We start from the raw sequence: 25,473 nt of genomic DNA, 5'->3' as shown, positions 1-25,473 counted from the left end.
GCCCGCCATCACCGGCGGGCCTTTTCGCTGCCCGCCTGGAGGCTGAACATCGAGCCCGGGTTGAACAGGTTCTCCGGGTCCAGCGCGCGCTTGATCTCGCGGTGGACCCGGAGGCCGACCGGCCCGATCTCCCGCGCGAGCCACTCGCGCTTGACCTTGCCGACGCCGTGCTCGCCGGTGATCGTGCCGCCCAGCGACAGCCCGAGGGCGAGGATGTCGTCGAACGCCTTGCGGGCACGCGCGAACTCATCGGCGTCGGCGGGGTCGTAGACGATCGTCGGGTGCATGTTGCCGTCGCCCGCGTGACCGACGACGGCGATCTTGAGGCCGATCTCCTCCGCGACGGCCTCGCAGCCCTGGATCAGCTCGGCGATGCGGGTGCGGGGCACGCACACGTCGTCGGTCAGCCAGGAGCCGTAGACCTCCAGCGCGGTCAGCACGGCACGGCGCGCGGTCAGCAGGTCGCGACCCTCGTTCACGTCGTGCGTGGCGTAGACGAGGTCGGCCTCCAGGCAGATCTCCTCGATCTGCCGCAGCTCGCGCGCGGCCTGCTCGCCGCCCGCGTCGGTCTGGCAGATCAGCAGCGCCGCGCAGCCGGGTCCGGCGCCGAGCTCGGTCTTGAGGTACTGCTCCACGGCCTCGATCGAGGTGCGGTCCATGATCTCCATCAACGACGGCACCAGGCCCTCGCGCACGATCCGGCTGACCGCGGCGCCCGCCGTGGCGGTGCTGCCGAACGCGGCCACCAGCGTGGCGGGCGCCTGCGGGAGCGGGCGCAGCGCCAGCGTGGCCTGCGTGATCACCCCGAGCGTGCCCTCGGAGCCGATGAAGAGCTTGGTGAGGTCGTAGCCCGCGACGCCCTTGACCGTGCGGCGGCCCGTCCGCAGCACCTCGCCGTCGGCCAGGACGACCTCCAGGCCCAGCACGGAGTCGGTGGTCACGCCGTACTTCACGCAGCACAGGCCGCCCGCGTTGGTGGAGAGGTTGCCGCCGATCGTGCACCAGTCGTAGCTGCTCGGGTCCGGCGGGTAGAACAGGCCTTCCTTCTCGACGGCGTCGCGCAGGTCGAGGTTGACCACACCCGGCTCGACCACGGCCAGGCGGTTGTCGGCGTCGATCTCCACGATCGCGTTCATCTTGGTCGTGACCAGGACGACGCAGCCGTCGATCGCGTTCGCGGCGCCCGAGAGACCGCTGCCGGCACCACGGGGCACGATCGGCACGCGGTGGCGCGCGCACGCACGGACCACCGCCTGAACCTGCTCCGTGTTCAGCGGGAGCACCACCGCCAACGGACTGCCGTACGGCGCCAGCGGCATCATGTCGCGCTGGTAGCTCGCGGTGACATCGGCGTCGACCAGGACGCCTGCGTCACCCACTGCGGTGCGGAGTTCAGCGAGCAACGTCTCCATGCTCGCCACGCTAGCCCGATCCGGCCGGGTCACTCGACGGTGATCTCGGCGGAAGGGAGTTCACGCGGTGACTGAGTGTGCTCAATCCAGATTTCGTCATCCGGTCAGACCGATGTCGCCGCACCGCCGGCGTAGCACGACGTAGGCTGGCTCACCGTGGCGCACGCATTCGCCTCGCTGGAGACCGCAGGTCCGGTGGCCGTGTGGCTCATCGTGCTGACCTTCATCTTCGTCGAGTGCGCATTCATCTTCGGGTTGTTCCTGCCCGGTGACTCGCTGCTGTTCGCCGCCGGCGTGGTGCTGGCGACGCACAACAGCGAGCTGTCGGCCTGGGCGTTGTCCGGTGTGGCGCTGATCGTCGCCGTCGTCGGCAACCAGGTCGGCTACTACATCGGCAGGCACACCGGCACGCGCGTGCTCGCGCGCAAGGACGGCAAGGTGCTGAACCGGCAGAACCTGCAACGCGCGGGCGAGTTCCTCGACCGGCGCGGTTTCTGGGCCGTCGTGCTCGCCCGCTGGATCCCGTGGATCCGCACGCTGGCGCCGATGATCGCCGGTGCCGCGCGGATGGACCTCCGGCGGTTCACGCTGGCCACGACCATCGGCGCCATCGCGTGGGTGCCGACGCTGGTGCTGGCCGGCTACTACGGGGCGGGCATCCTGCGGCAGCTCCCGTGGCTCGAGACGGCCGCGATCGTCGTCAGCGTCGCGTTCTTCCTGGGTGGTACCGGCTGGGGCATCTGGCGCTACCGCCAGGAGATGGCGAAGCCGATCGACGAGGCCGGCGAGGACCTCGAGCACGTCAGCCACCCGCACGCGGGCTGACGCGTCAGATGAACCTGTGTGACGCGTTCTCGTAGTAGGTGTTGACGAGGTTGCCGCAGGTGTTGGCCCGGACGGTGTCGTAAGTGCCTTCGTAGTTGCTGTTGAAGTACACGCGGATGTCCCGGTCGAAGTAGTTGCACACGGACGCCGCGTTGTTCTTGACGCACTCCAGGTAGCCCGCCGCGCTCGGCTTCTTGAACTCGTAGCAGGTCGGCTGCGAGTCGCCGTAGTTCGGGATGTTGCCGGTGAAGTCGGAGATCGATCCGATGCGGTTGCTGAAGTGGTACAGGCAGAACTCGTTGTCGTTGCACACGCCGTCGCGGGCCGCGGCCGAGGCGGCCGGTGCGGCCACGGCGACGAACACGGCCGCGAGCGCGCCGGCGAAGGCCGTCCGGATCACTTTCTTCGAAGAGTTGTTCATGCCGTTGATGCTGGCGAGAACGCGCGGGCATCGACAGCGACAACCTCTACGAAGAACCTCCACATTCCGCGAGGTGCCGCCGCAGGCTCGCCTGCCGCCCGAGGTCTCCGTGCCGCTCGGCGATGTCGAGTCCGCGGTGCAACGCCTCGGCTGCCGCGACGCGGTCCCGGCGCAGCAGGTGCACCAGTCCCAGTTCCTCCAGGCACGCGGCCTCACCCGACGGGTCTCCGCCCTCGCGGTGCAGGTGCAGGCTCCGCGTCAGTGCCGTCGCGGCCTCGTCGGCCCGGCCGGACCGCCGGTGCAGCGCGCCGATCCGGTGCAGCACACCGGCACAGGCGCGGTCGTCGCCCTCAGCGGTGTTCAGGCGCAAGCTGTCCAGGTAGCAGCGGAGCTCGCGCTCGTGGTCGCCCCTTCGGCCGTGCGCACTGCCGAGGTGCTCCAAGACGGAGGCCTCGACGCACCGGAGCCCCAGCTCGCGCGCCAAGGCGAGGCTCTCCTCCCCGGTCGAGACAGCGACGGCCAGGTCACCGCACGTCTGGAGCACCTCGCTGAGGTTGACCAGGCAGACCGCGACGCCGTTGGTGTCCCCGAGCTGCCGGAACAGGGCCAGGCTGCGGCGCAGGTGACCGGCGTCGCGCAGCGCGACGCCCAGGTCCATCTCGACGATGGCGCGCGCCGGCGGGTCGCTCGCCACGGCCGCCGCCCGCCCGCACACCTCGGCCCAGTCCGCGCGGTGGCCGCGGCTCAGGTAGTACGGGAACAGGCCGGTCGCCAGCCGGACCAGCGCCTGCGCCGGCACGCCGGGCGCCCGGCAGAGGTCGACGAGCTGCGGGCGGTGCTCGTCGAGCCACGCGAAGGCCGCCGCGGCAGTGGCGAAGTCCGGTGCGCCCGCCGCCCACACCGGGTCGGCCCAGGTCCCGCGGAAGCTGTGCGGCACGGCCAGGGCCACCGACCGCCACGCCACCGCGACGAACAGGCGGGCGACCCGGCCCAGCGCCTCGGGGTCCGCGGACCGTTCGAGCGCGTAGGCCCGGATGAGGTCGTGCATCCGGTAGCGGCCGGGCGTCGTGCACCGCACCAGGTGCAGGTCGGCCAGCCGTTCCAGCACCAGTTCGGCGGCGAGGGTGTCCACGTCGAGCAGCCGGGCGGCGACCGGCAGCGAGACGTCCCCGAAGACGCCGAACCGCGTGAACGCCGTCTGGTCCGCGGGGTCGAGCTGGTCGACGGACACCGCGAAGCTCGCCCGGATACCCGCGTCGTCGCGGTCCAGCTCGTCGAGCCTGCGCACGGCCAGGCGGTGCGCGAGGTGGGCGATCGGCCAGGCCGGCCGGGACGCGAGCCGGGCACCGGCGAGGTGGACGGCGAGGGGCAGCCGTCCGCACTGCCGGACCACCTGCGCCGCCGCGGCCGGGTCGGCGCCGGTCCGTTCCGGCCCCGCGTAGGCCGTGAGCAGGTCGAGCGCCTCGCGTTCGGGCAGCACGTCCAGCCTCAGGTGACGGGCCTGCGGCAGGGTGTCCATGGCCCGGCGGCTGGTCACGACCGCCGAGCAGCCGACGGTGCCGGGCAGCAGCGGCTGGACCTGGTCGATCGTCGCGGCGTCGTCGAGCACGAGCAGCACCCGCCGCCCCGCCAGTGCCGACCTCAGCCGCGCGGCGGTCTCGGCCTGCGTTCCGCCGTGGTCCGGCCGGCCGAGCGCGCGCAGAAGCTGGCCCAGCGCGTCCTGCGGCTGCAGGCTTCCCCGCAGGTCCAGGTAGAGCTGGCCGTCGGGGAAGAGCTCGGCGACGCGGTGGGCGACGTGCAGCGCGAGCGAGGTCTTGCCGACGCCCGCCATGCCGGAGACGACCACCACCCCCGGCCGGCGCACCAGGTCGGTCAGCTCGGCGACCTCCGCCTCACGCCCGGAGAACCGCACCGGCGCGGCGGGGAGCTGCCGGACGGGTGCGGACGGCGCGTGGCGGGGCCGGGGCGTGCGGGCGGCGGCCGCCGCGAGTTCGGCACGCTCGTCCGCGCCCAGGCCGAGCGCGTCGGCGAGCCGCAGCACCGTCTCGCGATGAGGATGCCGGCGGTCACCCCGTTCCAGGGCGCCGACGGCCTGACCGCTGAGACCGGCCTTCTCGGCCAGCGCCTCCTGGGTGAGCCCCGCGGTGATCCGGTGGTGCCGCAACAACGCGCCCAGCGCAGAGTCCACCCCTCATCCCCCCACAGCGAATCCCCCGCGCCAAGTCCCCCGCGCCGCCGAGCCTGCCGCCTACAGCACCTCGGTGATCAGCAGGTCCGCCGACCCCTTCGACGAGTTCACCATCAACGCGTTGACGTGGTCCGTGCCGTGCAGCACGCGTTCCTGCGCCTCCGACAAGGTGCGCCCGTAGCGCAGGTGGCGGTCGATCAGGCGCTGCACCCGCACGTCCTCGTCGATGAACAGGAACCACGCCTCGTCGAGGATGATCCGGACGCGCTTCCACTTGTCGTAGTTGAGCAGCAGGTAGTTGCCCTCGGTGACGACCAGCGGGACGTCCGGGTGCACCGGCACCGCGCACGCGATCGGCTCCTCGATCTCGCGGCGGAACTCCGGCGCGTAGATCATGTCCGGCCCGCACGCCTTGATCCTGCCGAGCAGGTCGACGTAACCGGGGATGTCGAACGTGTCCGGGGCGCCCTTGCGCTCGACGAGCCGCAGCCGTTCCAGCTCGCTCTGCGCGAGGTGGAAGCCGTCCATCTCGACGAGCACCGCCTGGCCGTCGAGGGCCTCGACGAGCCGCCGCGCGAGTGTCGACTTGCCGGAACCCGGCGCGCCACCGATGCCGAGGAGCTTCCGCTCACCCATGTCCGTGAGCGCTCGGGCCCGTTCTAGCAGCTCCTCGAACCTGACCTGCTGTCCTGCCACCGTGCCAGCCTCTCAACCCAGTCCCCGACCGCGCCGACGCGAACAGCGGCCGCCTCCGACGCGAAACCGATGGCCTTCACCGGATCCCACCCCGACGCCAGCGCGTAGGCGTACGCGCCGTGCCAGACGTCTCCGGCACCGTTCGTGTCCTCCACCTCCACCACCGGCACGGGCACCTCCCCGGTCGAGCCGTTCCGCGACCAGGTCACCGGCGCCGCACCGTGCGTGCGGATCACCAGCGGCACCCCGTACGAGTGCACCTCGGCGTCGGACCGCTCGAACCCCGAAGCGCAGGCAGCCACGTCGACCAGCGGCAACAGGTGATCGAGGACAGGTTTCCAGCTCCCGGCGTCGAGCACCACCGGCAATCCCAGGGCTTTCGCCCGCCGGGCGGCCGGGATCACCAGGCCGTCGTGGTGCCCGTCCAAGAGCACCACGTCCGCGGCCGCCAGGAGATCGGACAGATCGGGCGCGACGACCGGCACCGACGCGTTGCGCGAGACGACCGTGCGCTCCCCATCAGCGGCTCTGACGACGACCATGCTCACCGGCGTCGTACCGGCCACCGCGGTCACTTGGACCGGGTCCAAGGAGGCCTTGACGAATTCACCCAATGCGTCGGCCCCCAAGGCGGTGAGCAGTGCCGACCTCCCGCCCAGCGCGGCGACGGCACGGGCCGCGTTCGCCGCCGGGCCGCCGGGCGAGAGCCGCGCGTCGAGCGAGCGGACCTTCTGCCCCGCGGCCGGGAAGTCGTCCACCCGCTGGGTCACGTCGAGAGTTGTGAGCCCGACACACAGCACGGCTGCCATCTGGGCTTCCTCCAAACGGGTAAGGTCCCTGGTCATGGTCACCATGCGGGATGTCGCGGCTCTCGCGGGGGTCTCCATCACCACGGTGTCACACGTGATCAACGAGACCAGGCCGGTAGCCGAGGACACGCGCGAGCGCGTGCAGAAGGCGATCGACGAAACCGGGTACACGGGTGACGCCATCGCGCGGTCGCTGGTCATGGGTGGCACGAAGTCGCTGGGTCTCGCGGTCTCGCTGGTCTCGCACCCCTACTTCGCCGAGCTGATCGCCGCCATCGAGTCGGAGGCGACCAGGAACGGCTACTCGCTCGTGCTGATCGACACGAGGGACACCCCGGAGTCCGAGCAGACCGCGGTCAGGATGCTGCGCTCGCGACGGGTCGACGGGCTGCTGCTGACCCCGTCGGCCGGCGGCGGGAGCCTCGTGCTGCCGGAGCTCAAGCGGCTGAACATCCCCACCGTGCTCGTGGACCGGCTCACCGTGGCCCAGGACATCGACCAGGTGGGGCCGGAGAACGTCCAGGCCACCTCGGGTCTCGTGAAGCACCTCGCGGAGCTGGGGCACCGGCGGATCGGCATCGTCTGCGGCAAGGCGGGCGTGGCGACGACCGAGGAGCGCATCCTCGGCTACCGGCTCGGCCTCGGCCGCGCGGGCCTCAAGTGGGACGAGGCACTGGTCTCCCAGAGCGGCTGGCTCGCGCCGCTGCTCGACCAGGAGGACCCGGCGACGGCGGTCGTCGCGGCGGACCACCTGGTCACGGTGGGCATGCTGCACGAGGCGCGCGCCCGCGGCCTCAAGCTGGGCACCGACCTCGCCGTCGTCGCGTACGACGAGGTGGAGTGGGCGACGTTGATCGAACCGCCGCTCACGACGCTGGCCCAGCCCGTCGAGGAGATCGGCAGGACCGCGGTGAAGCTGCTGCTCTCGCGGATCTCCGACCCGCAGCGGCCGCCGGAGACCATCCGGCTGTCGCCCTCGCTCATGCACCGGCAGTCCTGCGGGTGCTGACCAGGCCGTGACGCTCAGGCCGTGGCGACGCTCAGGCCGTTCCGCTCGAGCAACGCCGCCGCTTCCAGGCACATCCAGGCGCCGAGCTGCACGGACAGGTCGCGCCCCTCGTCCTCGGTGGCCTGCACGCTCCACTCCGGGCCGAACAGCGGACCGCTCACCGCCACCGTCCGGTTGGTCCAGGCCGCGTCCGCGGACTGGACGACGAGCTCCCTGGCGAGGTCCGCGGTCTCGTGCCGCTCGGGGTCCAGCTCGGGGATGATCAGCGCGGCCTGGGCGAGGTAGCGGGTGAGGATGCCCGCGAACAGGCCGCCGTCACCGCCGCCCTGGCCCTTGATCACGCCGTTCGTGGCGAGGTCGTCGTGCACGGCGGTGATCGTGCGCGCGGCCCGGTCGAGCCACTTCTCCTGCTGGCCGTGCCCGGCCAGCTCGACGCACGCGCCGATCAGGACGCCCTGGCAGTACGTGTAGGTGTTCTTCTCGTACTCGCGGATCTCGCCGTTGGGGTGGACGTGCAGGCCGTCCCAGGCGAGGCCGCTGCCCGGGTCGACGAGGTGCTCCTCGATCCAGTCCACCGTGGACCGCGCGCGGGTGAGGTCGGCGCGGTCGTCCCGGCGGGCCAGGAAGATCGCGGCGGGGCCGTTGGCCGGCACGTTCTTGAAGTCGTCGTGGCGCTTCCACCAGATGCCGCCGCCGGCGTGGTCGGTCCAGCCGTCGCGCAGCCGTTCGGCGATGGCGGCGAGGGCCTGGGGCTTCGTGACCCCGACCTCGCGCTGCGCCCGTTGCAGGGCGAGGCCGAGCCACGCGATGTCGTCGTAGAAGTCGTTGGTCCAGCCGAGGACGTTGCGCACCCGGATGCCCCGCACGACCCTGGCGATGGAGGTCCTGCGCAGCTCGTTCGGCGCGCGCAGGTAGCCGTCGATCATGCAGTCGAGCAGGTGCGCCTGCCACCAGTAGTTGAAGCTGGTGTGCAGCCTGTCGCGCAGCAGCGGGGGCCACGCCCGCGCGCCGAGCAGCGTGCCGGGCACACCCCAGACCCGCCGCAGGTGCCTCGAGTACACCGCGCGCTCCGCGACCCCTGCGCGCGCCGCCAGCAGTTTCGCGATAGCCATCGGGTCATCCTGCGTTCTTGACCGATCAAGAAGCTCGGTGAACCGCCCAGTGGTACAGGCCCATCGCCACAGAAGTTGTCAGGTTGTAACTGCTGACCTTCTCCCGCATGGGCAGCCGGACGACCCGCGACGCCTTCGCGCGGACCTCCCGGGACAGGCCGTGGCGCTCCGAGCCGAACGCCAGGACGGCGTCGTCGGGGATCGGGCCGCGCAGCAGGTCGCCGTCGGCGTCGAACGCGATCAGCTCACCGGGGAAGGAGAGGCTCTCGACCTTCGCGACGGGCAGCGCGAAGTGCAGCCCGGCGGACCCCCGGAGCACGTTCGGGTGCCACGGGTCGACGTCACCGGTGGAGATCACCCCGCCCGCGTCCAGGCCGGCCGCGACCCGGATCGCCGCGCCGAAGTTGCCGAGGTTGCGCGGGTTGTCGAGCAGCACGACCGGCGCGGCGCGGTCGAACGGCAGCTCCGGCCTCTCCGCGAACCCGGCCACGCCGGTCGGGTGGGTGCGGCCGACCCTGAGCACGAACGCCGCCTGGTCCACCTCGGTGGCCAGCGCGAACGCCTCGACCAGGTCGGGCGCGTGCGACTCGGCGAGGCTCACCGCGCCGCGCAGGTCCGTGGTGAGCAGCGGGCTTACCCGCGCGCCGAAGCGCAGGGCGTGCTTAACCGTGTGAAAGCCTTCGAGCAGCACGCCCGCCAGCGTAGAAGCCGATCCACGAGGCCAGCACGACCGCCCCGAGCACCAGCTGCACCAGCGTCGACGCGCTCTCCGGGTACCAGACGCCGTCGATGTAGTGGTCGATGAACCCGGTCCCGAGCAGCGGCCTCCCGGCCTCCTCCCGGAAGTGGTTCTCCCACACCGTGAGCGGGCAGACCGTGGGCGTCACCGCGCTGAGGACCGCCCACGCGCCCAGCGCCAGGTGCGGGTAGATCACCCACCGCCACCGCCACGCGAGAAAGCCGCCCACGAGCAGGAACGCGAGCACAGCGAAGTGCAGAACCACGACCGCTTCCGCGAAGACCCCAGCCATTCGCACCACCCCGCCCTCCAGACTAGGACGGGGTGACTCGAAGCGCTCTCGGCAAAACCTCAGGCGAGCCCGAGGTCGTTCAGGTCGAGCAGGTATCGGTACGGCAGACCCTCGGCCTCGATGGCCTCCTTGGCGCCCGTACCCCGGTCGACGACGGTGGCGACACCCACGACCTCGGCCCCGTGCTCGCGCAGCGCCGCGACGGCCGTCAGCACCGAGCCACCGGTGGTGGAGGTGTCCTCGACGGCGAGCACGCGCTGACCGCGCACGTCGATGCCCTCGATCTGCCGCTGCATGCCGTGCGCCTTGCTGGCCTTGCGCACCACGAACGCGTCGAGCACGTCCCCGGCGGCCGCGGCGGAGTGCATCATCGCGTAGGCGACGGGGTCGGCGCCGAGCGTGAGGCCGCCGACCGCGACGAAGTCCCAGTCGCTGGTGAGCTGCCGCAGCAGCCTGCCGATCAGCGGTGCCGCCGCGTGGTGCAGCGTCGCCCGCCGCAGGTCGACGTAGTAGTCGGCTTCCTTGCCGCTGGAGAGGGTCACCTTGCCGTGCACGACGGCCAACTCGCTCACCAGGCGGGCGAGCTCCGACTTCGCGTTCGCGTCCAAGACCACTTCAGTTCGCACAGGTCGCTACCTTCGCACACGCGGGCGTCACGTGCGTCCGCGACCACCCGCGAAGCGCGAGGCCATCCTGCGCACCAGCGACCGCGGCAGCACCTTCGTGACGCCCACGATCGCCTTGTACTGGGCGCCGGGGACCGACAGCACCTTGCCGCGGCGCAGGTCGCGCAGGCCCTCGTGGACGAGCCGGTCGACGTCGACGTAGAGCCAGTCCGGCGTCTTCGACATGTCGATGTTCGCGCGCTTGTGGAACTCGGTCTTCACGAAACCGGGGCACAGGGCCATGACCCGCACGCCGGAGTCGCCGACCGCGAGGGACATGCCCTCCGAGAACGCTGTCACCCACGCCTTGTCGGCGCTGTAGCTGGTGCCGCGGCCGGGCAGGAAGCTCGCGACGCTCGACACGTTGACCACGTCGCCCCTGCCCCTGGCGATCATGCCGGGGATGGCGGCCCTGGACAGGCGCAGCACGGTGGCGACGTTCACGTCGAGCTGGGCCTGCAGCTTCTCGACGTCGGCCGCGAAGAACTCGCCGGTGCTCGCGAAGCCCGCGTTGTTGACGAGGAGGTCGACGGGCGACTCGGTGAGCCGCGCCTCGACCTCGGCGCGCTCGCCGTGGTCGCTCAGGTCGGCCGGCAGGACGTCGACGTGGACGCCGTGGCGGTCGTGCAGCTGCTTCGCGAGTTCTTCGAGTGCGGGCGCGGTGCGCGCGACCAGGACGAGGTCGTACCCCTCCGCCGCGAGCCTGCGGGCGAAGGCGGCCCCGATCCCGACGGTCGATCCGGTCACCAGTGCGGTTGGCATGCCATCGCACGGTAGTCGGAAAGCCGCCGCGGCCGAAGACCGCCGAGGATCAGATCACTGCTGCTTGCGGCCGAACGACGGGCGGTAGACCTCGCCGCCCTCGTCCTCCCGCTCCGCCGGTTCCTCCCGCTCGGAGGGGTCCGGGTCGAACGGGTCGATGACGTCCGCGAGCTCGCCGACGTCGCGCAGCAGCCGTTCCAGGCGGGCGGGCGACGAGTTCGGCGGCGCGGCGGCCAGCACCCAGTCGTTCTCCATCCACACGACCGTGACGTCGCCGCCGATCTCCTCGGCCGCGTCGATCAGGTCCGGCGTGATGATCTTGCGCGCGGCCGGGACGTCGGTGACGAACGCGTACCGCGAGCCCACCGGCCCGAGCAGGTCCGGCATCGGCATCTTGTCGTTGTCCCGCTGGAACGGCACCGTCGACAGCCACAGCTCGATGACCACGGACAACGCCCTGCGGCAGCGCACGCCGACCAGCACCGAGTTGACCTTGCCGCCGGTCTCGTGGTCGAGCACGTAGACCTGCCGCCGCCCGTCCGCGGTGAAGGTGGAGCCCGCGACCACGTCCCGGGCGAGCCCGGTGCCGTAGTACGCGATGGCGCCCGCTTCCCAGCGAGTCGGCAGCACGTGGTCTGTCTCCTCGAACTGCCAGCCGCGGAGGGCAGCCCAACGGCGCCGTTCACGATTACGCGCGGTTCGTTGCGCCCGGTCGGTCGCGAGCAGGGCGAACCCCGCCACACCCGCCACCGCGGCGACGGTGAACCAGACCCACGCCGGTATGCCCACAGCTGAAGCGTAGTGGGTCCGGCCCGAGGAACGAAGATCACTTCCGCGCGTCGTGCGCCGGATGCCCTATTCGACCTGGTCGAGGGCGCACAACCGGTCCAGTGCGGACTGGCTGTCCTCGTCCGCGGCGCGGTGGACCACCAGCACCTGGTCCGGGTCCTGGACCGGCCTGAGCGTCTCGAACTCCACCTCGATCACGCCGACGTCCGGGTGCCGCAGCAGCTTGCGCCCCCGGCCGTTGAGCTTGACGTCGCGCGCGTCCCACAACCGCGCGAACTCCTCGTCGCGGGTGGCGCACTCGGCGATGAGGGCGGCGAGCACCCGGTCCTCCGGGTGCGCCGCCCACGCGGTGCGCAGGTGGGCCACGCCGTCCCGCACGACGCTCCCGCGGTCGACGTAGCGCTCGCGCATCCCGGGGTGCACCAGGCACACCCAGATCGCGTTGCGCCTGCCCGGCGGCAGGGCGCCGAAGTCGACGAACAACCTCGCCATCGCGCTGTTCCAGGCCAGGACGTCGAAGCGGTGGTTCATCAGCATGGCCGGTCGCGGCGACAGGTCCTCGACGAGCCGGGCCAGCGGCGGCGCCGCGGCGGTGGCGGGCCCGCCCGCGTCGCGGGGGTGCTGCCGGGCCAGGCCGAACAGGTAGGCGCGTTCGTCGGGGGTCAGGCGCAACGCCCCGGCCAGCGCCTCCACCACGTCCGCCGAGGGCCGCAGCCCGCGGGCCTGCTCCAGCCGCACGACGTAGTCGACGCTGATCCCGGCCAGCTCGGCGACCTCCTCCCTGCGCAGCCCCGGCGTGCGCCGGGTCTGCCGGCGCGGCGGCAGCCCGAGCTCGCGCGGGTCGAGGCGTTCACGCCGGGTCCGCAGGAAGGCGGCCAGCTCGTGCGTGACGTCCGCGGTGCCGGTGACCATGACCGGTCCAACCGGCCGGGTAGGACGGGTGTTCCCAGGAAGCCGCCTCCCTTACCGCTCGTCCGCGGTGCTCGCAGGCTGGTCGCCGACGCACACGAGCACAGGAGGACCCCGATGCCGCTCACCCTCGACACCTACCGGCTGCTGGGCCGCTCCGGGCTGCGGGTCTCCCCGCTGGCCCTGGGCACGGCGACCTTCGGCACGGAGACGGGCTGGGGCGCCGAGCAGGACGTCGCACGCGAGCTGTTCGACCTCTACGTCGAGCGCGGCGGCAACTTCATCGACACCGCCAGCGCCTACGGCAGCTCCGAGCGCATGCTGGGCGAGTTCACCCGCGACCGCCGCGAGGGCCTGGTGCTGGCGACGAAGTACTCGACCCAGCGCCGTCCCGGCGACCCGAACTCCGGGGGCGCCCACCGCAAGAACCTGTTCGCGTCGGTGGAGAACAGCCTGCGGCAGCTCCGCACCGACTACCTCGACGTGCTCTTCGTGCACGTGTGGGACTTCCGGACGTCGGCGGAGGAGGTCCTGCGCGGCCTGGACGACCTGGTCCGCCAGGGCAAGGTGCTGTACGTGGCGATGTCCAACGCGCCCGCCTGGGAGATCTCCCGCATGCAGGCGACCGCCGACCTGCGGGGCTGGGCTCCGCTGGTGGCGTTGCAGGTCGAGTACAGCCTGATCAACCGCGGCGCCGAACGCGACCTGATCCCGATGGCGCGGGCGATGGGCCTGGGCGTGACCCCGTTCTCGCCGCTGGGCGGCGGCGTCCTCTCCGGCAAGTACGGCAACGCCGACCTGACCGGTGCCCCGCCCGCCTCCGGTGAGAGCTCCCGCAAGAGCTTCAACGCCGCTCTGGGCATGGTCACCGAACGCACCCTCGCCATCGCCGGCACCGTGCGGGAGGTCGCCGCGGAGGTGGAACGCGCCCCGGCGCAGGTCGCGCTGGCGTGGGTGCTGCAACGCCCCGGCGTGACGGCGCCCGTGATCGGCGCCCGCACCCCCGAGCAGCTCCGGGGGAACCTGGACGCCCTGGAGGTCGAGCTCAGCGCCGCTCAGGTGGCTCGCCTCGACGAGGTCGGCGCGGTGGACCTCGGCTACCCGCACGACCTGCTCGCCGGGGAGCACATCCGCGCGGTGACGACGGGGGACCTGAAGGTGGAAAGCCGCTGACAGCGGTGTGAGGGGGACCCGGCCGGATCCCCCTCACACCGCCGGACTCGGCACGGCTCAGCCGGTGCGGCCCACGATCAGGCCGGTCTGGTCGGCCAGCACGTCGACCTTCACGGTGTCGCCGTCGCGCACCTCACCCGCCAGCAGCTCCTTGGCGAGCTGGTCGCCGATCGCCGACTGCACGAGCCGGCGCAACGGCCGGGCCCCGTACACCGGGTCGAAGCCGTTCAGGGCGAGCCAGTCGCGGGCGGCCGGCGTGACCTCCAGCACCAGGCGGCGGGCCGCGAGCCGGTCCGCGAGCCTGGCGACCTGGATGTCCACGATGGACGTCAGCTCCTCGGTGGCGAGCGCGTGGAACACCACGACGTCGTCGAGCCGGTTCAGGAACTCCGGCTTGAAGTGCCGCTGCACCACCGCCATCACCGCGTCCTTGCGCTCCACGTCGGTCAGCGCCGGGTTCACGATCGTCTGCGAACCGAGGTTCGAGGTGAGCACCAGGATCGTGTTGCGGAAGTCGACCGTGCGGCCCTGGCCGTCGGTCAGGCGGCCGTCGTCGAGGACCTGCAGCAGCACGTCGAACACGTCCGGGTGCGCCTTCTCGACCTCGTCGAGCAGCACCACCGAGTACGGGCGGCGGCGGACCGACTCGGTCAGCTGGCCGCCCTGGTCGTAGCCGACGTAGCCGGGAGGCGCGCCGACCAGGCGGGCCACCGAGTGCTTCTCGGAGTACTCGCTCATGTCGATGCGGATCATCGCCCGCTCGTCGTCGAACAGGAACGCCGCCAGCGCCTTGGCCAGCTCGGTCTTGCCGACGCCGGTGGGGCCGAGGAACAGGAAGGACCCCGTCGGGCGGTCCGGGTCCGCCACGCCGGCGCGGGTGCGGCGCACGGCGTCGGACACGACGCGCACCGCCTCGGCCTGGCCGACGACCCGGCGGGCCAGCTCGTCCTCCATCCGCAGCAGCTTGGCGGTCTCGCCCTCCAGCAGCCGGCCGGCCGGGATGCCGGTCCACGCGGACACGACGTCGGCCACGTCGTCCGGGCCGACCTCCTCCTTGAGCATGGCGGTGTCCTGGGTGGACTCGGCGGCGGTCGCGAGCTCCTTCTCCAGCGCGGGGATGCGGCCGTAGCGCAGCTCCGCGGCACGGCCGAGGTCGCCGTCGCGCTCGGCCCGCTCCGACTCGCCGCGCAACGACTCGAGCTGCTCCTTCAGCGTCCGCACGCGGTCGATGGAGCCCTTCTCGTTCTGCCAGCGCGCGGTCAGCCCGGCCAGCTCCTCGCGCTTCTCGGCCAGCTCGGCGCGCAACGCCGAGAGCCGTTCCATCGAGGCGAGGTCGGACTCCTTGGCCAGCGCCATCTCCTCGATCTCGAGGCGGCGCACGGCGCGTTCGACGGTGTCGATCTCGACGGGCCGGGAGTCGATCTCCATGCGCAGCCGGGACGCGGCCTCGTCGACGAGGTCGATCGCCTTGTCCGGCAGGAAGCGCGCGGTGATGTAGCGGTCGGACAGCGTCGCGGCGGCGACGAGGGCGGCGTCGGTGATGCGCACGCCGTGGTGCACCTCGTAGCGCTCCTTGAGGCCGCGCAGGATGCCGACGGTGTCCTCCACGGACGGCTCGCCGACCAGCACCTGCTGGAAGCGGCGCTCCAGGGCGGCGTCCTTCTCGATGTGCTCGCGGTACTCGTCCAGGGTCGTGGCGCCGACCATGCGCAGCTCGCCGCGGGCGAGCATCGGTTTGATCATGTTGCCGGCGTCCATCGCCGACTCGCCGGTCGCGCCCGCGCCGACGATCGTGTGCAGCTCGTCGATGAACGTGATGACCTGGCCGGCCGAGTCGGTGATCTCCTTCAGGACGGCCTTGAGCCGCTCCTCGAACTCACCGCGGTACTTGGCGCCCGCGACCATCGAGCCGAGGTCGAGGGCGACGACCCGCTTGCCGCGCAGCGACTCGGGCACGTCGCCCGCCACCACGCGCTGCGCGAGGCCCTCGACGATCGCCGTCTTGCCGACGCCGGGCTCGCCGATCAGCACCGGGTTGTTCTTGGTGCGCCGCGAGAGCACCTGGACGACCCGGCGGATCTCGGCGTCACGGCCGATCACCGGGTCGAGCTCACCCTTGCGCGCGCGTTCGGTCAGGTCGACGCCGTACTTCTCCAGCGCCTGGTAGGTGCCCTCCGGGTCGGGCGACGTCACGCGCGCCGAGCCGCGGACCCGCGTGAAGGCCTCCTTCAGCGCGTCCGGCGTCGCGCCGTGCCGCCGCAGCAGGTCGGCCACCTGGCCGCCGTGCTGCGCCAGGCCGACGAGCAGGTGCTCGGTGGAGACGTACTCGTCGCCCATCTCGGTCGCGAGCTCCTGCGCCTTGCCGAGCACCCGCACGGCGTCGCGCGAGAGCTGCGGCGCGGAGACCGTCGAGCCGGAGGCGCTGGGCAACGACCTGGAGAGCTGCTCCAGCTCCTTGCGCACGAGCGTCTGGTCGGCGCCGACCGCCTCGAGCAACGGCGCGGTCAACCCGTCCGCCTGCGCCAGCAGCGCGCTGAGCAGGTGGACCGACCCCACGTCCGGGTTGCCGTTGAGCGTCGCGGCCTGGACCGCGGCGGACACCGCCTGCTGCGTCTTCGTCGTCGGGTTGAAAGCGTCCATTCCTCCACCTCGTGGTCAGCCACCAGCATGGACCATCATCCCGCACAACGTCAGAAAAGTTGAGCCTGTTCCGCTCAACTACAAGAACGTGACGAACGTCCCGAAATCGCGTGTCCACGAGCACCGGTTCGGCGAAGATCAACGAATGACCTCGACCATTCACAACGTCACAGTCGACGCCCGGAACGCGTACGAGATCGCCTCGTGGTGGAGCCAGGTCCTCGGCCTGCCGCTGGACCCGGAGGACAACCCCGCCGACCCGGAGTGCCTGATCACCCTGCCGAGCGGCATCCGCTACCTCTTCATCGAGGTCCCCGAGGCCAAGACCGTCAAGAACCGCCTGCACCTCGACCTGCAGCCCACCGACAGCACCCGCGACGAGGAGGTCGAGCGCCTCCTCGGCATCGGCGCGACGATCCACGACGATCAGCGCAGGCCCGACGGCACCGGCTGGGTCACGATGCGCGATCCCGAGGGCAACGAGTTCTGCGTCGAACGCAGCGCAGCCGAACGCGCCGCGACCGCTTGATCCCCGTCACTCGAAAGCACCAACAGCTTGTCCACAGCGGGTCGGGAGTTGTCCACAACCCGCTGGTCAGTATCCACAGGTGAAGCAAGTTCAGTGGCGACCGGCAGTTCGCCAGAACCCGTTGGAGTGATGTCCACCGAGTCCCGCAGCGGCTGCTCCTTGATCATCAGCACCGCGATCACGGTGAACACCGCGAGACCGGCGGCGATGAGGAACAACTCACCCATCGCGTCGCCGTAGGAGTCCCGCACGACCGGCGAGAGGGAACCGGCGTCGAGCGTCGTCGTGCTCACCCTGGCGGCCAGGACCGCCCCGAGGACCGAGACGCCGGCCGTCCCGCCCAGCGACCGCAGGAACGTGGCCGTGGAGCTGGCCGCGCCGAGGTCCGCCATGCCCACGCCGTTCTGCACGGCCAGGACCAGGTTCTGCATGGTCAGCCCGATCCCGACGCCGACCAGCAGCAGGTAGGCGCCCATCAGCACCAGGTTCGTGCCGTGGTCGATCGTCCCGAGCAGCGCCAGGCCGGCCACCAGCGAGAACGCGCCCCAGACCAGGTAGCTCTTCCACCTGCCGCTCCGCGCGATCAGCTGCCCGCTGACCGTGCTGGAGATGCTCAGCCCGAGCACCAGCGGCACGGTGAGCAGCCCGGCCTTCGTGGGTGAGAACCCGCGCGCGATCTGGAAGTACTGCCCCATGAACACCGAGGCCCCGAACATCGCCGTGCCCACCGCGACGCCACCCAGCATCGCCAGCACCACGGTCCGGTTCCGGAACAGGTGCAGGGGGATGACCGGCGCCGACGCGCGGCGCTCGACGAAGTAGGCCCCCACGACCGCGAGCAGCGCCCCGCCGGCGAACAACGCGCTCTCCGCGGAGAGCCAGGCGAAGTCCTTGCCCGCGAACGACACCCACATCAGCACCAGGCTCACCCCACCGGTGATCAGCGTCGCCCCGAGGTAGTCGATCTTCACGTGCTGCCTGCTGACGGGCAGGTGCAGCGTCTTGTGCAGCACGACCAGCGCCACGAGCGCCAGCGGCACGCAGACGAAGAAGCACCAGCGCCAGCCGGGCCAGTCGACCAGGAACCCGCCGGCGAGCGGCCCGCCCACGGTGCCCGCGGAGATCACCATGCCGGTGTAGCCGCTGTACCGCCCGCGCTCCCTCGGGCTGAGCAGCGCCCCGACCACGACCTGGCCGAGCGCCTGCACGCCGCCCATGCCGAGCCCTTGGACGACCCGGAACGCGATGAGCTGCTCCATGTTCTGGCTGAGCCCGGAGAGCACCGAGCCGATCACGAACAGCACGATGCCGCTCTGCAGCAGCAGCTTCTTGTCGAAGAGGTCCGCGAGCTTGCCCCACAACGGCGTGCTGGCGGTGGACGCGAGCAACATCGAGGTGATGACCCAGGTGTACTGGGTCTGCGTGCCCTTGAGCTCGGCCAGGATCGTCGGGAGGGCGTTCGAGACGATGGTGGAGCTGAGGATCGCGACGAGCAGCGCCACCCAGATGCCGGACAGCGCTTCGAGGATCTCCCGATGCGACGAGGGCCGGTTCAAGCACACCTCCAGTAGTTAGTTGATGCAATACAACTATATCTGGAGATACTTAGCTAGGCCAACTAATCCGGTGGCTGATCGGTCACACCGAGGGTCGCGGCCGGCGCTCGAGCCCCGGTCTCGCCGTCCTGACGCGCGACGGCCCCCGCCTTCCGCGTGTCAGGGGAAGGCGGGGGCCGTCGCGGGCGGTCAGTCCTTCGCGTTGCTCGTCTTGTCGGCCTTGACGCCGAAGAAGTCGCCACCCTTCCGCTTGGTGTCGTCAGTCCCCCAGTGCCGGACGCGATCGACCGGCACCATCCGGGGGATGTGCTTGCGGCAGTGGATGTAGGCCTCCTGGACGGACACCACCACCCACCGCTCGATCCGGCGGTCCTCCCCCGCGAACTCCGCGAACTCCTCCCGGGGAGCGATCCGGGCGCGCCCGTTCACGTGCAGCCCGATCAGGTCCTCGGTGAAGTCCACCATCAGCATCCCGACGTGCGGGTTCTCCATGATGTTGCCCAGCGACGCCATCACGCCGTTGCCCCGGTACTCCGGGTACACGACGGTCCGGGGGTCGATGACCTGGATGAACCCCGCGGGCCCCGCCCGCAGGGTCGAGTCGCACTCGCCGTCCGCGTCGGCGGTCGAGATGAACGCCATCTCCATCCGGGCGACGAACTCGGCCATCGCGGGGTTGAGGTGGTCCAGGACCTGGTCTGAGTAGAAGCGTGTAGCGCGGTCCTGGGTCTCCAGGGCACATTGGAGGAAGTGCTCACCGCGTGAGCCAGGCAGCTCGACACGGTTGGAGGAGGTGGTTTCAGTCAACTCAGGCAGGGACACGCGCCTAACCGTCGCACGCAAGCATGCAACCCGGTACAGACGGGGCCTCACATTCACACTGTTGAGCTAGCAACTAGTTGCGTAGAGTAACCGTACTTCGCTCGAAGGTGGCATCAAGGAGTCGAAGAGCCCGTTCAGGGGTTACTGTCCACCCTGTCGGGGGACGGATGCTTGACGAGGACGACCGCGCCTTGCCGGCGCCAACCAGAACGTGGAGACTGCGCGCGGACCATGACTGCGAACGCTGTGCTGAGCCCCATCCCTACCCCGCCCCACCGAGAACCTCCGCCTGGTGTCACCGCGATGGTGCGGATGATCCGGGAGAGCTTCGCGGTGGTGGAGCCGCACGCCGAAGAAGTGGCGAAGTTCTTCTACGGCATGCTCTTCTCGCTCTCGCCCGCCACACGCGAGATGTTCCCCGCGAACATGGAGGTGCAACGCAGCCGCCTGCTGCGCGCCCTCGTGCACGTCGTGCAGATGGTCGACCGCCCGGACGACCTCATCCCGTTCCTGCGCCAGCTGGGCCGCGACCACCGCAAGTTCGGTGTCATCAACGTCCACTACGAGGCGGTCGGGACGGCGCTGCTGTCCGCGGTGAAGAAGTTCTCCGGTCCCGCCTGGACGCCCAAGGTCGAGATGGCGTGGGCCGAGGCCTACACGCTGATGGCACGGGCCATGCAGGAGGCCGCGGACGCCGACACCGGGCCCGCGTACTGGCACGCGACGGTGCTGGAGCACCAGCGCGTCTCGTGGGACCTCGCCGTCGTGCGGCTGCAGCCCGACCACCCGGTCAACTACCGCGCAGGGCAGTACGTCAGCGTGGAGACGCCGCAGCGCAAGCGCCTGTGGCGGTACTACTCGCCGGCGAACGCCCCGCGTGAGGACGGCGTCATCGAGTTCCACATCCGGTCCGTCGACGGCGGCTGGGTGTCGCGGTCGGTGGTCGGCCACACGCAGGCCGGCGACACCTGGCGCATCGGCCCGCCGATGGGACGTCTCTCGGTCGACCGCACGTCCGGGTCGGACATCCTGATGGTGGCCGGTGGCACGGGCGTCGCGCCGATGCACGCCATGATCGACGAGATGGCGCAGTACGGCGAGAACCCGCGCGTGCACCTGTTCTACGGCGGCCGCACCCGCGAGGACCTCTACGACCTCGACAACCTGCAACGCATCGCGACCACGAACCCGTGGCTCACGGTCGTGCCGGTGCTGGAGTCGGACCCCGGTGTCCGGGGGGTCGAGCAGGGCAGCCTCGCCGACGTGGTCACCCGCTACGGCGCGTGGGAGGACCGCGACGTCCTGGTCTGCGGCAGCCCCGCCATGATCAGGTCGACGGTGTCCCGCATGCTGGTCGCCGGAACGCCGCTGGACCGGATCAAGTACGACCCGTTCACGCTGGACTAAGCTCGGCACGTCCGCGACTGGCGTGCCGAGGGTGGAAACGACCACCGGGAAGCGACGGCCGAGCGCACCGAACGCCTGGGTGCCCGGCGTGGAGTTGCGCCGTGCTCTCTGACGTCGATCCCGAGATCGCCGCCCTGATCCAGTCCGAACAACGCCGCCAGTCCCGCAAGCTGCGCATGATCGCCTCCGAGAACGACGTGTCGCGCGCCGTGCTCGAGGCAACGGGCTCGGTGCTGACGAACAAGTACAGCGAGGGCTACCCCGGCAAGCGGTACTACGAGGGCCAGCAGGTCGTCGACCAGGTCGAACAGCTCGCGGTCGACCGGGCGAAGGCGCTGTTCGGCGTGGACCACGCGAACGTCCAGCCGTACTCGGGCTCCCCGGCGAACCTGGCCGTCTACCTGGCGTTCCTGCGGCCCGGCGACACCGTGATGGGCATGGCGCTGCCGATGGGGGGCCACCTCACGCACGGCTGGAGCGTCTCGGCGACCGGCAGGTGGTTCCGCCCGGTGCAGTACGAGGTGCGCAAGGACACCGGCCGCGTCGACCTCGACCAGGTGCGGGAGCTGGCGCGGGCCGAACGCCCGAAGGTGATCTTCTGCGGTGGCACGGCGATCCCGCGCACCATCGACTTCCCGGCGTTCGCGCAGATCGCCCAGGAGGTCGGCGCGGTCCTGGTCGCCGACATCGCGCACATCGCCGGACTCGTCGCGGGTGGCGCGCACCCCTCACCGGCCGGACACGCGCCGGTGATCACCACGACGACGCACAAGACGCTGCGCGGCCCGCGCGGCGCGATGATCCTCAGCGACGCCCAGCACGCCAAGGCGCTCGACCGCGCGGTCTTCCCCGGCCTGCAGGGCGGCCCGCACAACCACACGACCGCCGCCATCGCGGTCGCGCTGCACGAGGCCGCGCAGCCGGAGTTCCGCGAGTACGCGCACGCGGTCGTCGCGAACGCCAAGGCGCTGGCGGAGGCGCTGCTGGACCGCGGGTTCGACCTGGTGTCCGGCGGCACGGACAACCACCTGGTCCTGATCGACCTGACGTCGAAGCTGATCGGCGGCAAGCCCGCCGCGCGGGCGCTGGACCGGGCGGGCATCGAGCTCAACTACAACGCGGTCCCGTTCGACCCCCGCAAGCCGTTCGACCCGTCCGGCATCCGCCTCGGCACGCCGGGGGTCACCACGCGCGGCCTCCGGCCGGAGCAGATGCCGCTGATCGCCGCCTGGATCGACCGCGCGATCGCCGCCCACGACAACGACCAGGCGCTGGACCGCATCGCCGCCGAGGTCGAGGAGCTACTCGCCGCCCTCTAGCCCGGCCACCGCGGCACGCACCTCGCGCAGGGTCCGGCGGGCGACTTCGGCGAAGTCCCCGCCGTTCTCCAGCCAGCGGTGGTAGCCGCGCCGGAACGCGAGCACGCCGAGCTCGGCGGCCACGCTCGCCTCCAGCTCCGGCACCCCGCGCCGGCACAGCGCTTCCGCCATCGCGGTGGAGAACCCGACCATCTTCAACGCGTCCCGCTCGCGCAGCTCGACGTTGCCCGCGATCACCGCGAGCCGCTGCGGCCCGTGCGCGCGCCGCTCCTCCGTGAGCCCCGCGGACACCGCGACGAGCGCCGCCTCGACCGCCGCGAGCGGGCCCGCCTGCTCCGGCGCGCCCGCGATCCCGCTCGTGAGCATCTCGGCCAGCACCTCCTGGCCGCCGAACAGGACCTCGCGCTTGTCCCGGAAGTGCCGGAAGAACGTGCTCTTCGTGAGCCCGGCCCGCTCGGCGATCTGCGCGACCGCGGTGTTCTCGTAGCCCTGCTCGGTGAACAGGTCGAGTGCCGCGAGCACCAACCGCTCCGGCGCGTCCGGCTCCCATCGACCCATGATGCCCATCCTAAGTGATGAGACTTAGTCCCATCACTCTGCTACGGTTGACGAGACCAAGTCCCATCACTTCTGGAGAAGCACCCATGAAGGTCTTCGTCACCGGCGCCAGCGGCCACGTCGGATCCGCAGTGGTCCCCGAACTCCTGCGAGCAGGCCACCAGGTAGTGGGCCTGGCCCGCTCAGAGGCGTCCGCCGCCAAGATCGAGTCCCAGGGCGCCACCGCGCAACTCGGCGACCTCGACGACCTGGACGGCCTGCGCAAGGGCGCTGCCGAGTCCGACGCCGTGGTCCACCTGGCGTTCAAGCACGACGAGATGTACGCGGGCGACTACCAGGGCGCAGCCGACGCCGACCTCACCGTCGTCAGGGCGTTCCTCGACGAGCTGGCGGGCACCGGCAAGCCCCTGGTCGGCACCAGCGGCACCCTGTCGTACTCGGGCCTGGGCCGCACGGCCACCGAGGAGGAACGCGTCCCGGACGACAGCCCACGCGGCGCGGCCCGCAACGCGATCATCGACGCCCAGGACGCCCGCGGCTCCGTGGTGGTCCTGCCCCCGACCGTCCACAGCCACCTCGACACGGCGGGCTTCATCCCGATCCTGGTCAGCACCGCGAGGGCCACCGGCATCTCCGGTTACCCCGGCGACGGCACGAACCGCTGGTCAGCCGCCCACACCCGAGACGCGGCCCGGCTCTACCGCCTGGCCGTGGAGAAGGCACCCGCCGGCTCGGTGCTGCACGCGGTGGCCGAGGAGGCCGTGACCACGAGGGAGATCGCCGAGGTGATCGGCCGCAAACTGAGCGTGCCGACGGAGAGCATCCCGGCGGAACGAGCGCAGGAGCACTTCGGCGCACTGGCGTTCATGGTGTCGCGCGACGCACCGACGTCGGCGGAGCGCACGAAGGCACTGCTGGGCTGGGAACCGCAGGAACCCGGCCTCCTGGAGGACCTGGAAGCCGGGTTCTACTTCGAACAGCGGTAGCAGGGCACGAAGCCGAAGGCGAGCACACGACGGGCGAAGGCGAAGCCGAGCCGAACAGGCTTTTCGAGCGAAGCTCGGCGCAACCACACTACGAAACAGGCAGCCGCCCAAACCAACAGGCGTGCCATCAACCCGCGAGCGGCGCGGTCCCCCGGATCAGATTGCCGGGGGACCGGGGGCAGAGCCCCTGGGAGGAGCACTCAACACAACCAGGCCGCCCGACCGCGACCCCGCGACCCGCAGGTCACTTGCGCGGCTTCGGCTTCCACACGACGAGCGCGGTCTCTCGCCGAATCGGGACCAGGTCCCGCCGATAAGAGGCATGCACGGCAGCCGCAGCGGAATCAGCAGCCGACAAGGCCTGAGCGAGCTCCTGCTGCAACTCGGCAACCCGGGACTGCAACGCGTCGACCTGGTTCTCGAGCTCGATGATCCGCTTGATCCCCGCGAGGTTCACGCCCTCGTCCTGGGACAGCCTCTGCACCTCGCGCAGCAGCACGATGTCGCGCATCGAGTACCGGCGCCCACCTCCGGGGGTGCGGCCGGGGGAGACGAGACCCATCCGGTCGTAGGACCGGAGGGTCTGCGCGTGCAGCCCGGACAGCTGGGCAGCCACCGAGATCACGAAGAACGGCGTGTCCTCATCGGTCCCGGGAGGGAACGGAAAACCCACCGAACTCACCGCCCTTCAAGAAGTGCGTTCAGGTCGTCACGTGGGTCGTGGTCCTTCGTCACGTCCGCGTACGCCTCGAGGGCCTTGCGGGCCTCGGACGAGAGGTTGTTCGGCACCGCGACCTCCAGGGTGATCAGGAGATCCCCGGAAGTGCCGTCGCGCTTCGCGATCCCCTTGCCCCTGGCCCGCAGCACCCGCCCGGCGGCGGTGCCGGCGGGCACCTTCAAGGTCACCTTGCCGTCCAGCGTCGGCACGGTCAACGTCGTCCCCAGGGCGAGCTCGGGGAACGTCATCGGCGCCGTCAGCGTCAGGTCGTTGCCCTGACGGCCGAACACGCTGTGCGGGTTGACGTGCACGCGCACGAACAGGTCGCCGTTCGGACCGCCGTTGCGGCCCGGTTCGCCCTGTCCCGCGAGGCGGATCCGCTGGCCGTCGTCGACCCCCGACGGGATCCGCACGGTCAGCGTGCGGGTCCGGGTGCTCACACCGTCGCCACCGCACTCGAGGCACGGGTCGTCGATGATCCGCCCGGTGCCCCGGCAGTCGCGGCACGGCTCGCTGAACGCGAAGGCGCCCTGCGAGCGCGTGACCAGGCCGGAGCCCGAACAGGTCGCGCAGACGTGCGGCGTGGTGCCCGGCTTGGCGCCGGAGCCGCCGCACGTCGTGCAGGCCGCGGGGGAGGACAGGCGCAGCGGCACCGTCGCCCCGCGGACGGCCTCGGTGAAGTCGATGCGGACGTCGGTCTCGACGTCCTCACCGCGGCGCGGGCGCGTGGGCGCACCGGCCGCCCCGCCGCGCCGGTTGAACAGCCCGCCGAGCAGGTCGCCCAGCCCGCCGCCACCGGTGCCCTGCGCGGCGCGGCCGAACAGGTCGTTGACGTCGAAGCCGCCGGAGCCGAAGCCGCCGGAGCCCGGGAAGCCACCGCCGCCCGCGAACAGGCGGCGGGCCTCGTCGTACTGCTTGCGCTTGGCCGGGTCCGACAGCACGCCGTAGGCCTCGGAGACCGCCTTGAAGCGGGCCTCGGCCCTGGCGTCACCGGGGTTCGCGTCGGGGTGCAGCTCGCGGGCGAGCTTGCGGTACGACTTCTTGATCTCGTCCGCCGGCGCGTCGGAGGAGACGCCCAACTCGCGGTAGAAGTCCTTCTCGATCCAGTCCCTAGCACTCACCGGACGTCTCCTCCTC

Annotated in this window: 25 protein-coding genes and 1 riboswitch; of the genes, 7 read left to right on the top strand and 18 right to left on the bottom strand. The window is 71.3% G+C overall.

Going from position 1 to position 25,473, the window contains the following annotated elements; translation table 11 throughout:
* Positions 1-8: 8 nt before the first annotated feature.
* On the bottom strand, positions 9-1,412 hold the full coding sequence (locus tag BMW88_RS01915) for an FAD-binding oxidoreductase (RefSeq protein WP_089948568.1): 1,404 nt from the start codon (positions 1,410-1,412) through the stop codon (positions 9-11).
* 156 nt (positions 1,413-1,568) lie between these two features.
* Between BMW88_RS01915 and BMW88_RS01910 the strand changes: the two genes are divergently transcribed.
* A complete protein-coding gene (locus BMW88_RS01910) occupies positions 1,569-2,237 on the top strand; it encodes a DedA family protein (RefSeq protein ID WP_089948566.1) in 669 nt (222 codons plus the stop codon).
* 4 nt (positions 2,238-2,241) lie between these two features.
* On the opposite strand, the gene BMW88_RS01905 is transcribed toward BMW88_RS01910, so the two are convergent.
* From BMW88_RS01905 to BMW88_RS01890, 4 genes are read right to left on the bottom strand one after another with little or no spacing between them, the layout of a single operon-like run.
* Positions 2,242-2,658, bottom strand: a complete 417-nt coding sequence (locus tag BMW88_RS01905; RefSeq protein ID WP_089948565.1) for a peptidase inhibitor family I36 protein — start codon at positions 2,656-2,658, stop codon at positions 2,242-2,244.
* 46 nt (positions 2,659-2,704) lie between these two features.
* Complete coding sequence (locus tag BMW88_RS01900) at positions 2,705-4,846, bottom strand: ATP-binding protein (protein WP_089948563.1); 2,142 nt, start codon at positions 4,844-4,846, stop codon at positions 2,705-2,707.
* 60 nt (positions 4,847-4,906) lie between these two features.
* The gene (locus BMW88_RS01895; RefSeq protein ID WP_245777570.1) at positions 4,907-5,482 is read right to left on the bottom strand and encodes a nucleoside/nucleotide kinase family protein; all 576 of its coding nucleotides are present in this window, start codon (positions 5,480-5,482) and stop codon (positions 4,907-4,909) included.
* Between the two features lie 23 nt (positions 5,483-5,505).
* Positions 5,506-6,351, bottom strand: a complete 846-nt coding sequence (locus BMW88_RS01890) for a PfkB family carbohydrate kinase (RefSeq protein ID WP_089948560.1) — start codon at positions 6,349-6,351, stop codon at positions 5,506-5,508.
* A 34-nt stretch (positions 6,352-6,385) separates the two neighbouring features.
* On the opposite strand from BMW88_RS01890, the gene BMW88_RS01885 reads away from it, so the two are divergent.
* Positions 6,386-7,360: a LacI family DNA-binding transcriptional regulator gene (locus BMW88_RS01885; RefSeq protein WP_089948558.1), complete on the top strand. Its 975-nt coding sequence runs from the start codon at positions 6,386-6,388 to the stop codon at positions 7,358-7,360.
* A gap of 14 nt (positions 7,361-7,374) precedes the next feature.
* On the opposite strand, the gene BMW88_RS01880 is transcribed toward BMW88_RS01885, so the two are convergent.
* The 7 genes from BMW88_RS01880 to BMW88_RS01850 form a co-directional block, all read right to left on the bottom strand.
* Positions 7,375-8,472: a glycoside hydrolase family 76 protein gene (locus BMW88_RS01880; protein ID WP_089948557.1), complete on the bottom strand. Its 1,098-nt coding sequence runs from the start codon at positions 8,470-8,472 to the stop codon at positions 7,375-7,377.
* Between the two features lie 25 nt (positions 8,473-8,497).
* Positions 8,498-9,163 (bottom strand): TrmH family RNA methyltransferase, encoded by a 666-nt coding sequence (locus BMW88_RS01875; protein WP_245777514.1) that lies wholly within the window; start codon positions 9,161-9,163, stop codon positions 8,498-8,500.
* Positions 9,135-9,503 (bottom strand): DUF2784 domain-containing protein, encoded by a 369-nt coding sequence (locus BMW88_RS01870; RefSeq protein WP_089948554.1) that lies wholly within the window; start codon positions 9,501-9,503, stop codon positions 9,135-9,137. The genes BMW88_RS01875 and BMW88_RS01870 overlap by 29 nt, the downstream gene beginning before the upstream one ends.
* A gap of 59 nt (positions 9,504-9,562) precedes the next feature.
* Positions 9,563-10,117 carry an orotate phosphoribosyltransferase gene (pyrE, locus tag BMW88_RS01865; RefSeq protein ID WP_089948552.1) on the bottom strand — a complete coding sequence of 185 codons (555 nt, stop codon included), beginning with the start codon at positions 10,115-10,117 and terminating at the stop codon, positions 9,563-9,565.
* Positions 10,118-10,156: 39 nt separating this feature from the next.
* Positions 10,157-10,930, bottom strand: coding sequence for an SDR family NAD(P)-dependent oxidoreductase (locus tag BMW88_RS01860; protein WP_089948551.1), 774 nt, complete (start codon positions 10,928-10,930; stop codon positions 10,157-10,159).
* 54 nt (positions 10,931-10,984) lie between these two features.
* Positions 10,985-11,719, bottom strand: coding sequence for a type III secretion system chaperone family protein (locus BMW88_RS01855; protein ID WP_089948549.1), 735 nt, complete (start codon positions 11,717-11,719; stop codon positions 10,985-10,987).
* A gap of 66 nt (positions 11,720-11,785) precedes the next feature.
* Positions 11,786-12,631, bottom strand: coding sequence for a helix-turn-helix transcriptional regulator (locus BMW88_RS01850; RefSeq protein ID WP_089948547.1), 846 nt, complete (start codon positions 12,629-12,631; stop codon positions 11,786-11,788).
* Positions 12,632-12,745: 114 nt separating this feature from the next.
* Here BMW88_RS01850 and BMW88_RS01845 point away from each other — a divergent pair, with 114 nt between their 5' ends.
* The gene (locus BMW88_RS01845; protein ID WP_089948546.1) at positions 12,746-13,801 is read left to right on the top strand and encodes an aldo/keto reductase; all 1,056 of its coding nucleotides are present in this window, start codon (positions 12,746-12,748) and stop codon (positions 13,799-13,801) included.
* Between the two features lie 57 nt (positions 13,802-13,858).
* Here the strand turns inward: BMW88_RS01845 and clpB are convergent, their stop codons facing one another.
* On the bottom strand, positions 13,859-16,441 hold the full coding sequence (clpB, locus tag BMW88_RS01840) for an ATP-dependent chaperone ClpB (protein WP_089948545.1): 2,583 nt from the start codon (positions 16,439-16,441) through the stop codon (positions 13,859-13,861).
* 145 nt (positions 16,442-16,586) lie between these two features.
* Here clpB and BMW88_RS01835 point away from each other — a divergent pair, with 145 nt between their 5' ends.
* Positions 16,587-16,970, top strand: a complete 384-nt coding sequence (locus BMW88_RS01835) for a VOC family protein (protein WP_089948543.1) — start codon at positions 16,587-16,589, stop codon at positions 16,968-16,970.
* On the opposite strand, the gene BMW88_RS01830 is transcribed toward BMW88_RS01835, so the two are convergent.
* Together BMW88_RS01830 and BMW88_RS01825 are read right to left on the bottom strand one after the other, a co-directional pair.
* Complete coding sequence (locus BMW88_RS01830; protein WP_245777513.1) at positions 16,868-18,526, bottom strand: MDR family MFS transporter; 1,659 nt, start codon at positions 18,524-18,526, stop codon at positions 16,868-16,870. The two genes, BMW88_RS01835 and BMW88_RS01830, sit on opposite strands and share 103 nt — an antisense overlap.
* 189 nt (positions 18,527-18,715) lie before the next feature.
* Positions 18,716-19,333, bottom strand: a complete 618-nt coding sequence (locus BMW88_RS01825) for a pyridoxamine 5'-phosphate oxidase family protein (RefSeq protein WP_342714891.1) — start codon at positions 19,331-19,333, stop codon at positions 18,716-18,718.
* Positions 19,334-19,651: 318 nt separating this feature from the next.
* Here BMW88_RS01825 and BMW88_RS01820 point away from each other — a divergent pair, with 318 nt between their 5' ends.
* On the top strand, positions 19,652-20,755 hold the full coding sequence (locus tag BMW88_RS01820) for an FAD-binding oxidoreductase (RefSeq protein WP_089948539.1): 1,104 nt from the start codon (positions 19,652-19,654) through the stop codon (positions 20,753-20,755).
* 3 nt (positions 20,756-20,758) lie between these two features.
* A riboswitch (ZMP/ZTP riboswitch) is annotated at positions 20,759-20,843 on the top strand.
* Positions 20,844-20,856: 13 nt separating this feature from the next.
* Positions 20,857-22,074 carry a serine hydroxymethyltransferase gene (locus BMW88_RS01815; protein ID WP_089948537.1) on the top strand — a complete coding sequence of 406 codons (1,218 nt, stop codon included), beginning with the start codon at positions 20,857-20,859 and terminating at the stop codon, positions 22,072-22,074.
* On the opposite strand, the gene BMW88_RS01810 is transcribed toward BMW88_RS01815, so the two are convergent.
* Positions 22,057-22,632: a TetR/AcrR family transcriptional regulator gene (locus BMW88_RS01810; protein WP_089949415.1), complete on the bottom strand. Its 576-nt coding sequence runs from the start codon at positions 22,630-22,632 to the stop codon at positions 22,057-22,059. The two genes, BMW88_RS01815 and BMW88_RS01810, sit on opposite strands and share 18 nt — an antisense overlap.
* Before the next feature lie 86 nt (positions 22,633-22,718).
* On the opposite strand from BMW88_RS01810, the gene BMW88_RS01805 reads away from it, so the two are divergent.
* The gene (locus tag BMW88_RS01805; RefSeq protein ID WP_089948536.1) at positions 22,719-23,618 is read left to right on the top strand and encodes an SDR family oxidoreductase; all 900 of its coding nucleotides are present in this window, start codon (positions 22,719-22,721) and stop codon (positions 23,616-23,618) included.
* Positions 23,619-23,862: 244 nt separating this feature from the next.
* On the opposite strand, the gene BMW88_RS01800 is transcribed toward BMW88_RS01805, so the two are convergent.
* Together BMW88_RS01800 and dnaJ are read right to left on the bottom strand one after the other, a co-directional pair.
* Positions 23,863-24,291, bottom strand: a complete 429-nt coding sequence (locus BMW88_RS01800; RefSeq protein WP_089949414.1) for a heat shock protein transcriptional repressor HspR — start codon at positions 24,289-24,291, stop codon at positions 23,863-23,865.
* 5 nt (positions 24,292-24,296) lie between these two features.
* A complete protein-coding gene (gene dnaJ / locus BMW88_RS01795) occupies positions 24,297-25,457 on the bottom strand; it encodes a molecular chaperone DnaJ (RefSeq protein WP_089948534.1) in 1,161 nt (386 codons plus the stop codon).
* Positions 25,458-25,473: the final 16 nt, after the last annotated feature.

Origin of the sequence: Lentzea xinjiangensis (assembly GCF_900110955.1) — a bacterium.
Taxonomy (GTDB): Bacteria; Actinomycetota; Actinomycetes; order Mycobacteriales; family Pseudonocardiaceae; genus Lentzea; species Lentzea xinjiangensis.
Note: the sequence above shows the minus strand (reverse complement) of the source record. Positions and strands in the feature narration are given on the sequence as shown.

Coding starts and splice junctions, on each gene's coding strand:
- BMW88_RS01915 (WP_089948568.1), bottom strand. CDS start 1,412: ATGGAGACGTTGCTCGCTGAACTCCGCACCGCAGTGGGTGACGCAGGC.
- BMW88_RS01905 (WP_089948565.1), bottom strand. CDS start 2,658: ATGAACAACTCTTCGAAGAAAGTGATCCGGACGGCCTTCGCCGGCGCG.
- BMW88_RS01895 (WP_245777570.1), bottom strand. CDS start 5,482: ATGGGTGAGCGGAAGCTCCTCGGCATCGGTGGCGCGCCGGGTTCCGGC.
- BMW88_RS01890 (WP_089948560.1), bottom strand. CDS start 6,351: ATGGCAGCCGTGCTGTGTGTCGGGCTCACAACTCTCGACGTGACCCAG.
- BMW88_RS01885 (WP_089948558.1), top strand. CDS start 6,386: ATGGTCACCATGCGGGATGTCGCGGCTCTCGCGGGGGTCTCCATCACC.
- BMW88_RS01880 (WP_089948557.1), bottom strand. CDS start 8,472: ATGGCTATCGCGAAACTGCTGGCGGCGCGCGCAGGGGTCGCGGAGCGC.
- BMW88_RS01870 (WP_089948554.1), bottom strand. CDS start 9,503: ATGGCTGGGGTCTTCGCGGAAGCGGTCGTGGTTCTGCACTTCGCTGTG.
- BMW88_RS01860 (WP_089948551.1), bottom strand. CDS start 10,930: ATGCCAACCGCACTGGTGACCGGATCGACCGTCGGGATCGGGGCCGCC.
- BMW88_RS01850 (WP_089948547.1), bottom strand. CDS start 12,631: ATGGTCACCGGCACCGCGGACGTCACGCACGAGCTGGCCGCCTTCCTG.
- BMW88_RS01845 (WP_089948546.1), top strand. CDS start 12,746: ATGCCGCTCACCCTCGACACCTACCGGCTGCTGGGCCGCTCCGGGCTG.
- clpB (WP_089948545.1), bottom strand. CDS start 16,441: ATGGACGCTTTCAACCCGACGACGAAGACGCAGCAGGCGGTGTCCGCC.
- BMW88_RS01835 (WP_089948543.1), top strand. CDS start 16,587: ATGACCTCGACCATTCACAACGTCACAGTCGACGCCCGGAACGCGTAC.
- BMW88_RS01820 (WP_089948539.1), top strand. CDS start 19,652: ATGGTGCGGATGATCCGGGAGAGCTTCGCGGTGGTGGAGCCGCACGCC.
- BMW88_RS01810 (WP_089949415.1), bottom strand. CDS start 22,632: ATGGGTCGATGGGAGCCGGACGCGCCGGAGCGGTTGGTGCTCGCGGCA.
- BMW88_RS01805 (WP_089948536.1), top strand. CDS start 22,719: ATGAAGGTCTTCGTCACCGGCGCCAGCGGCCACGTCGGATCCGCAGTG.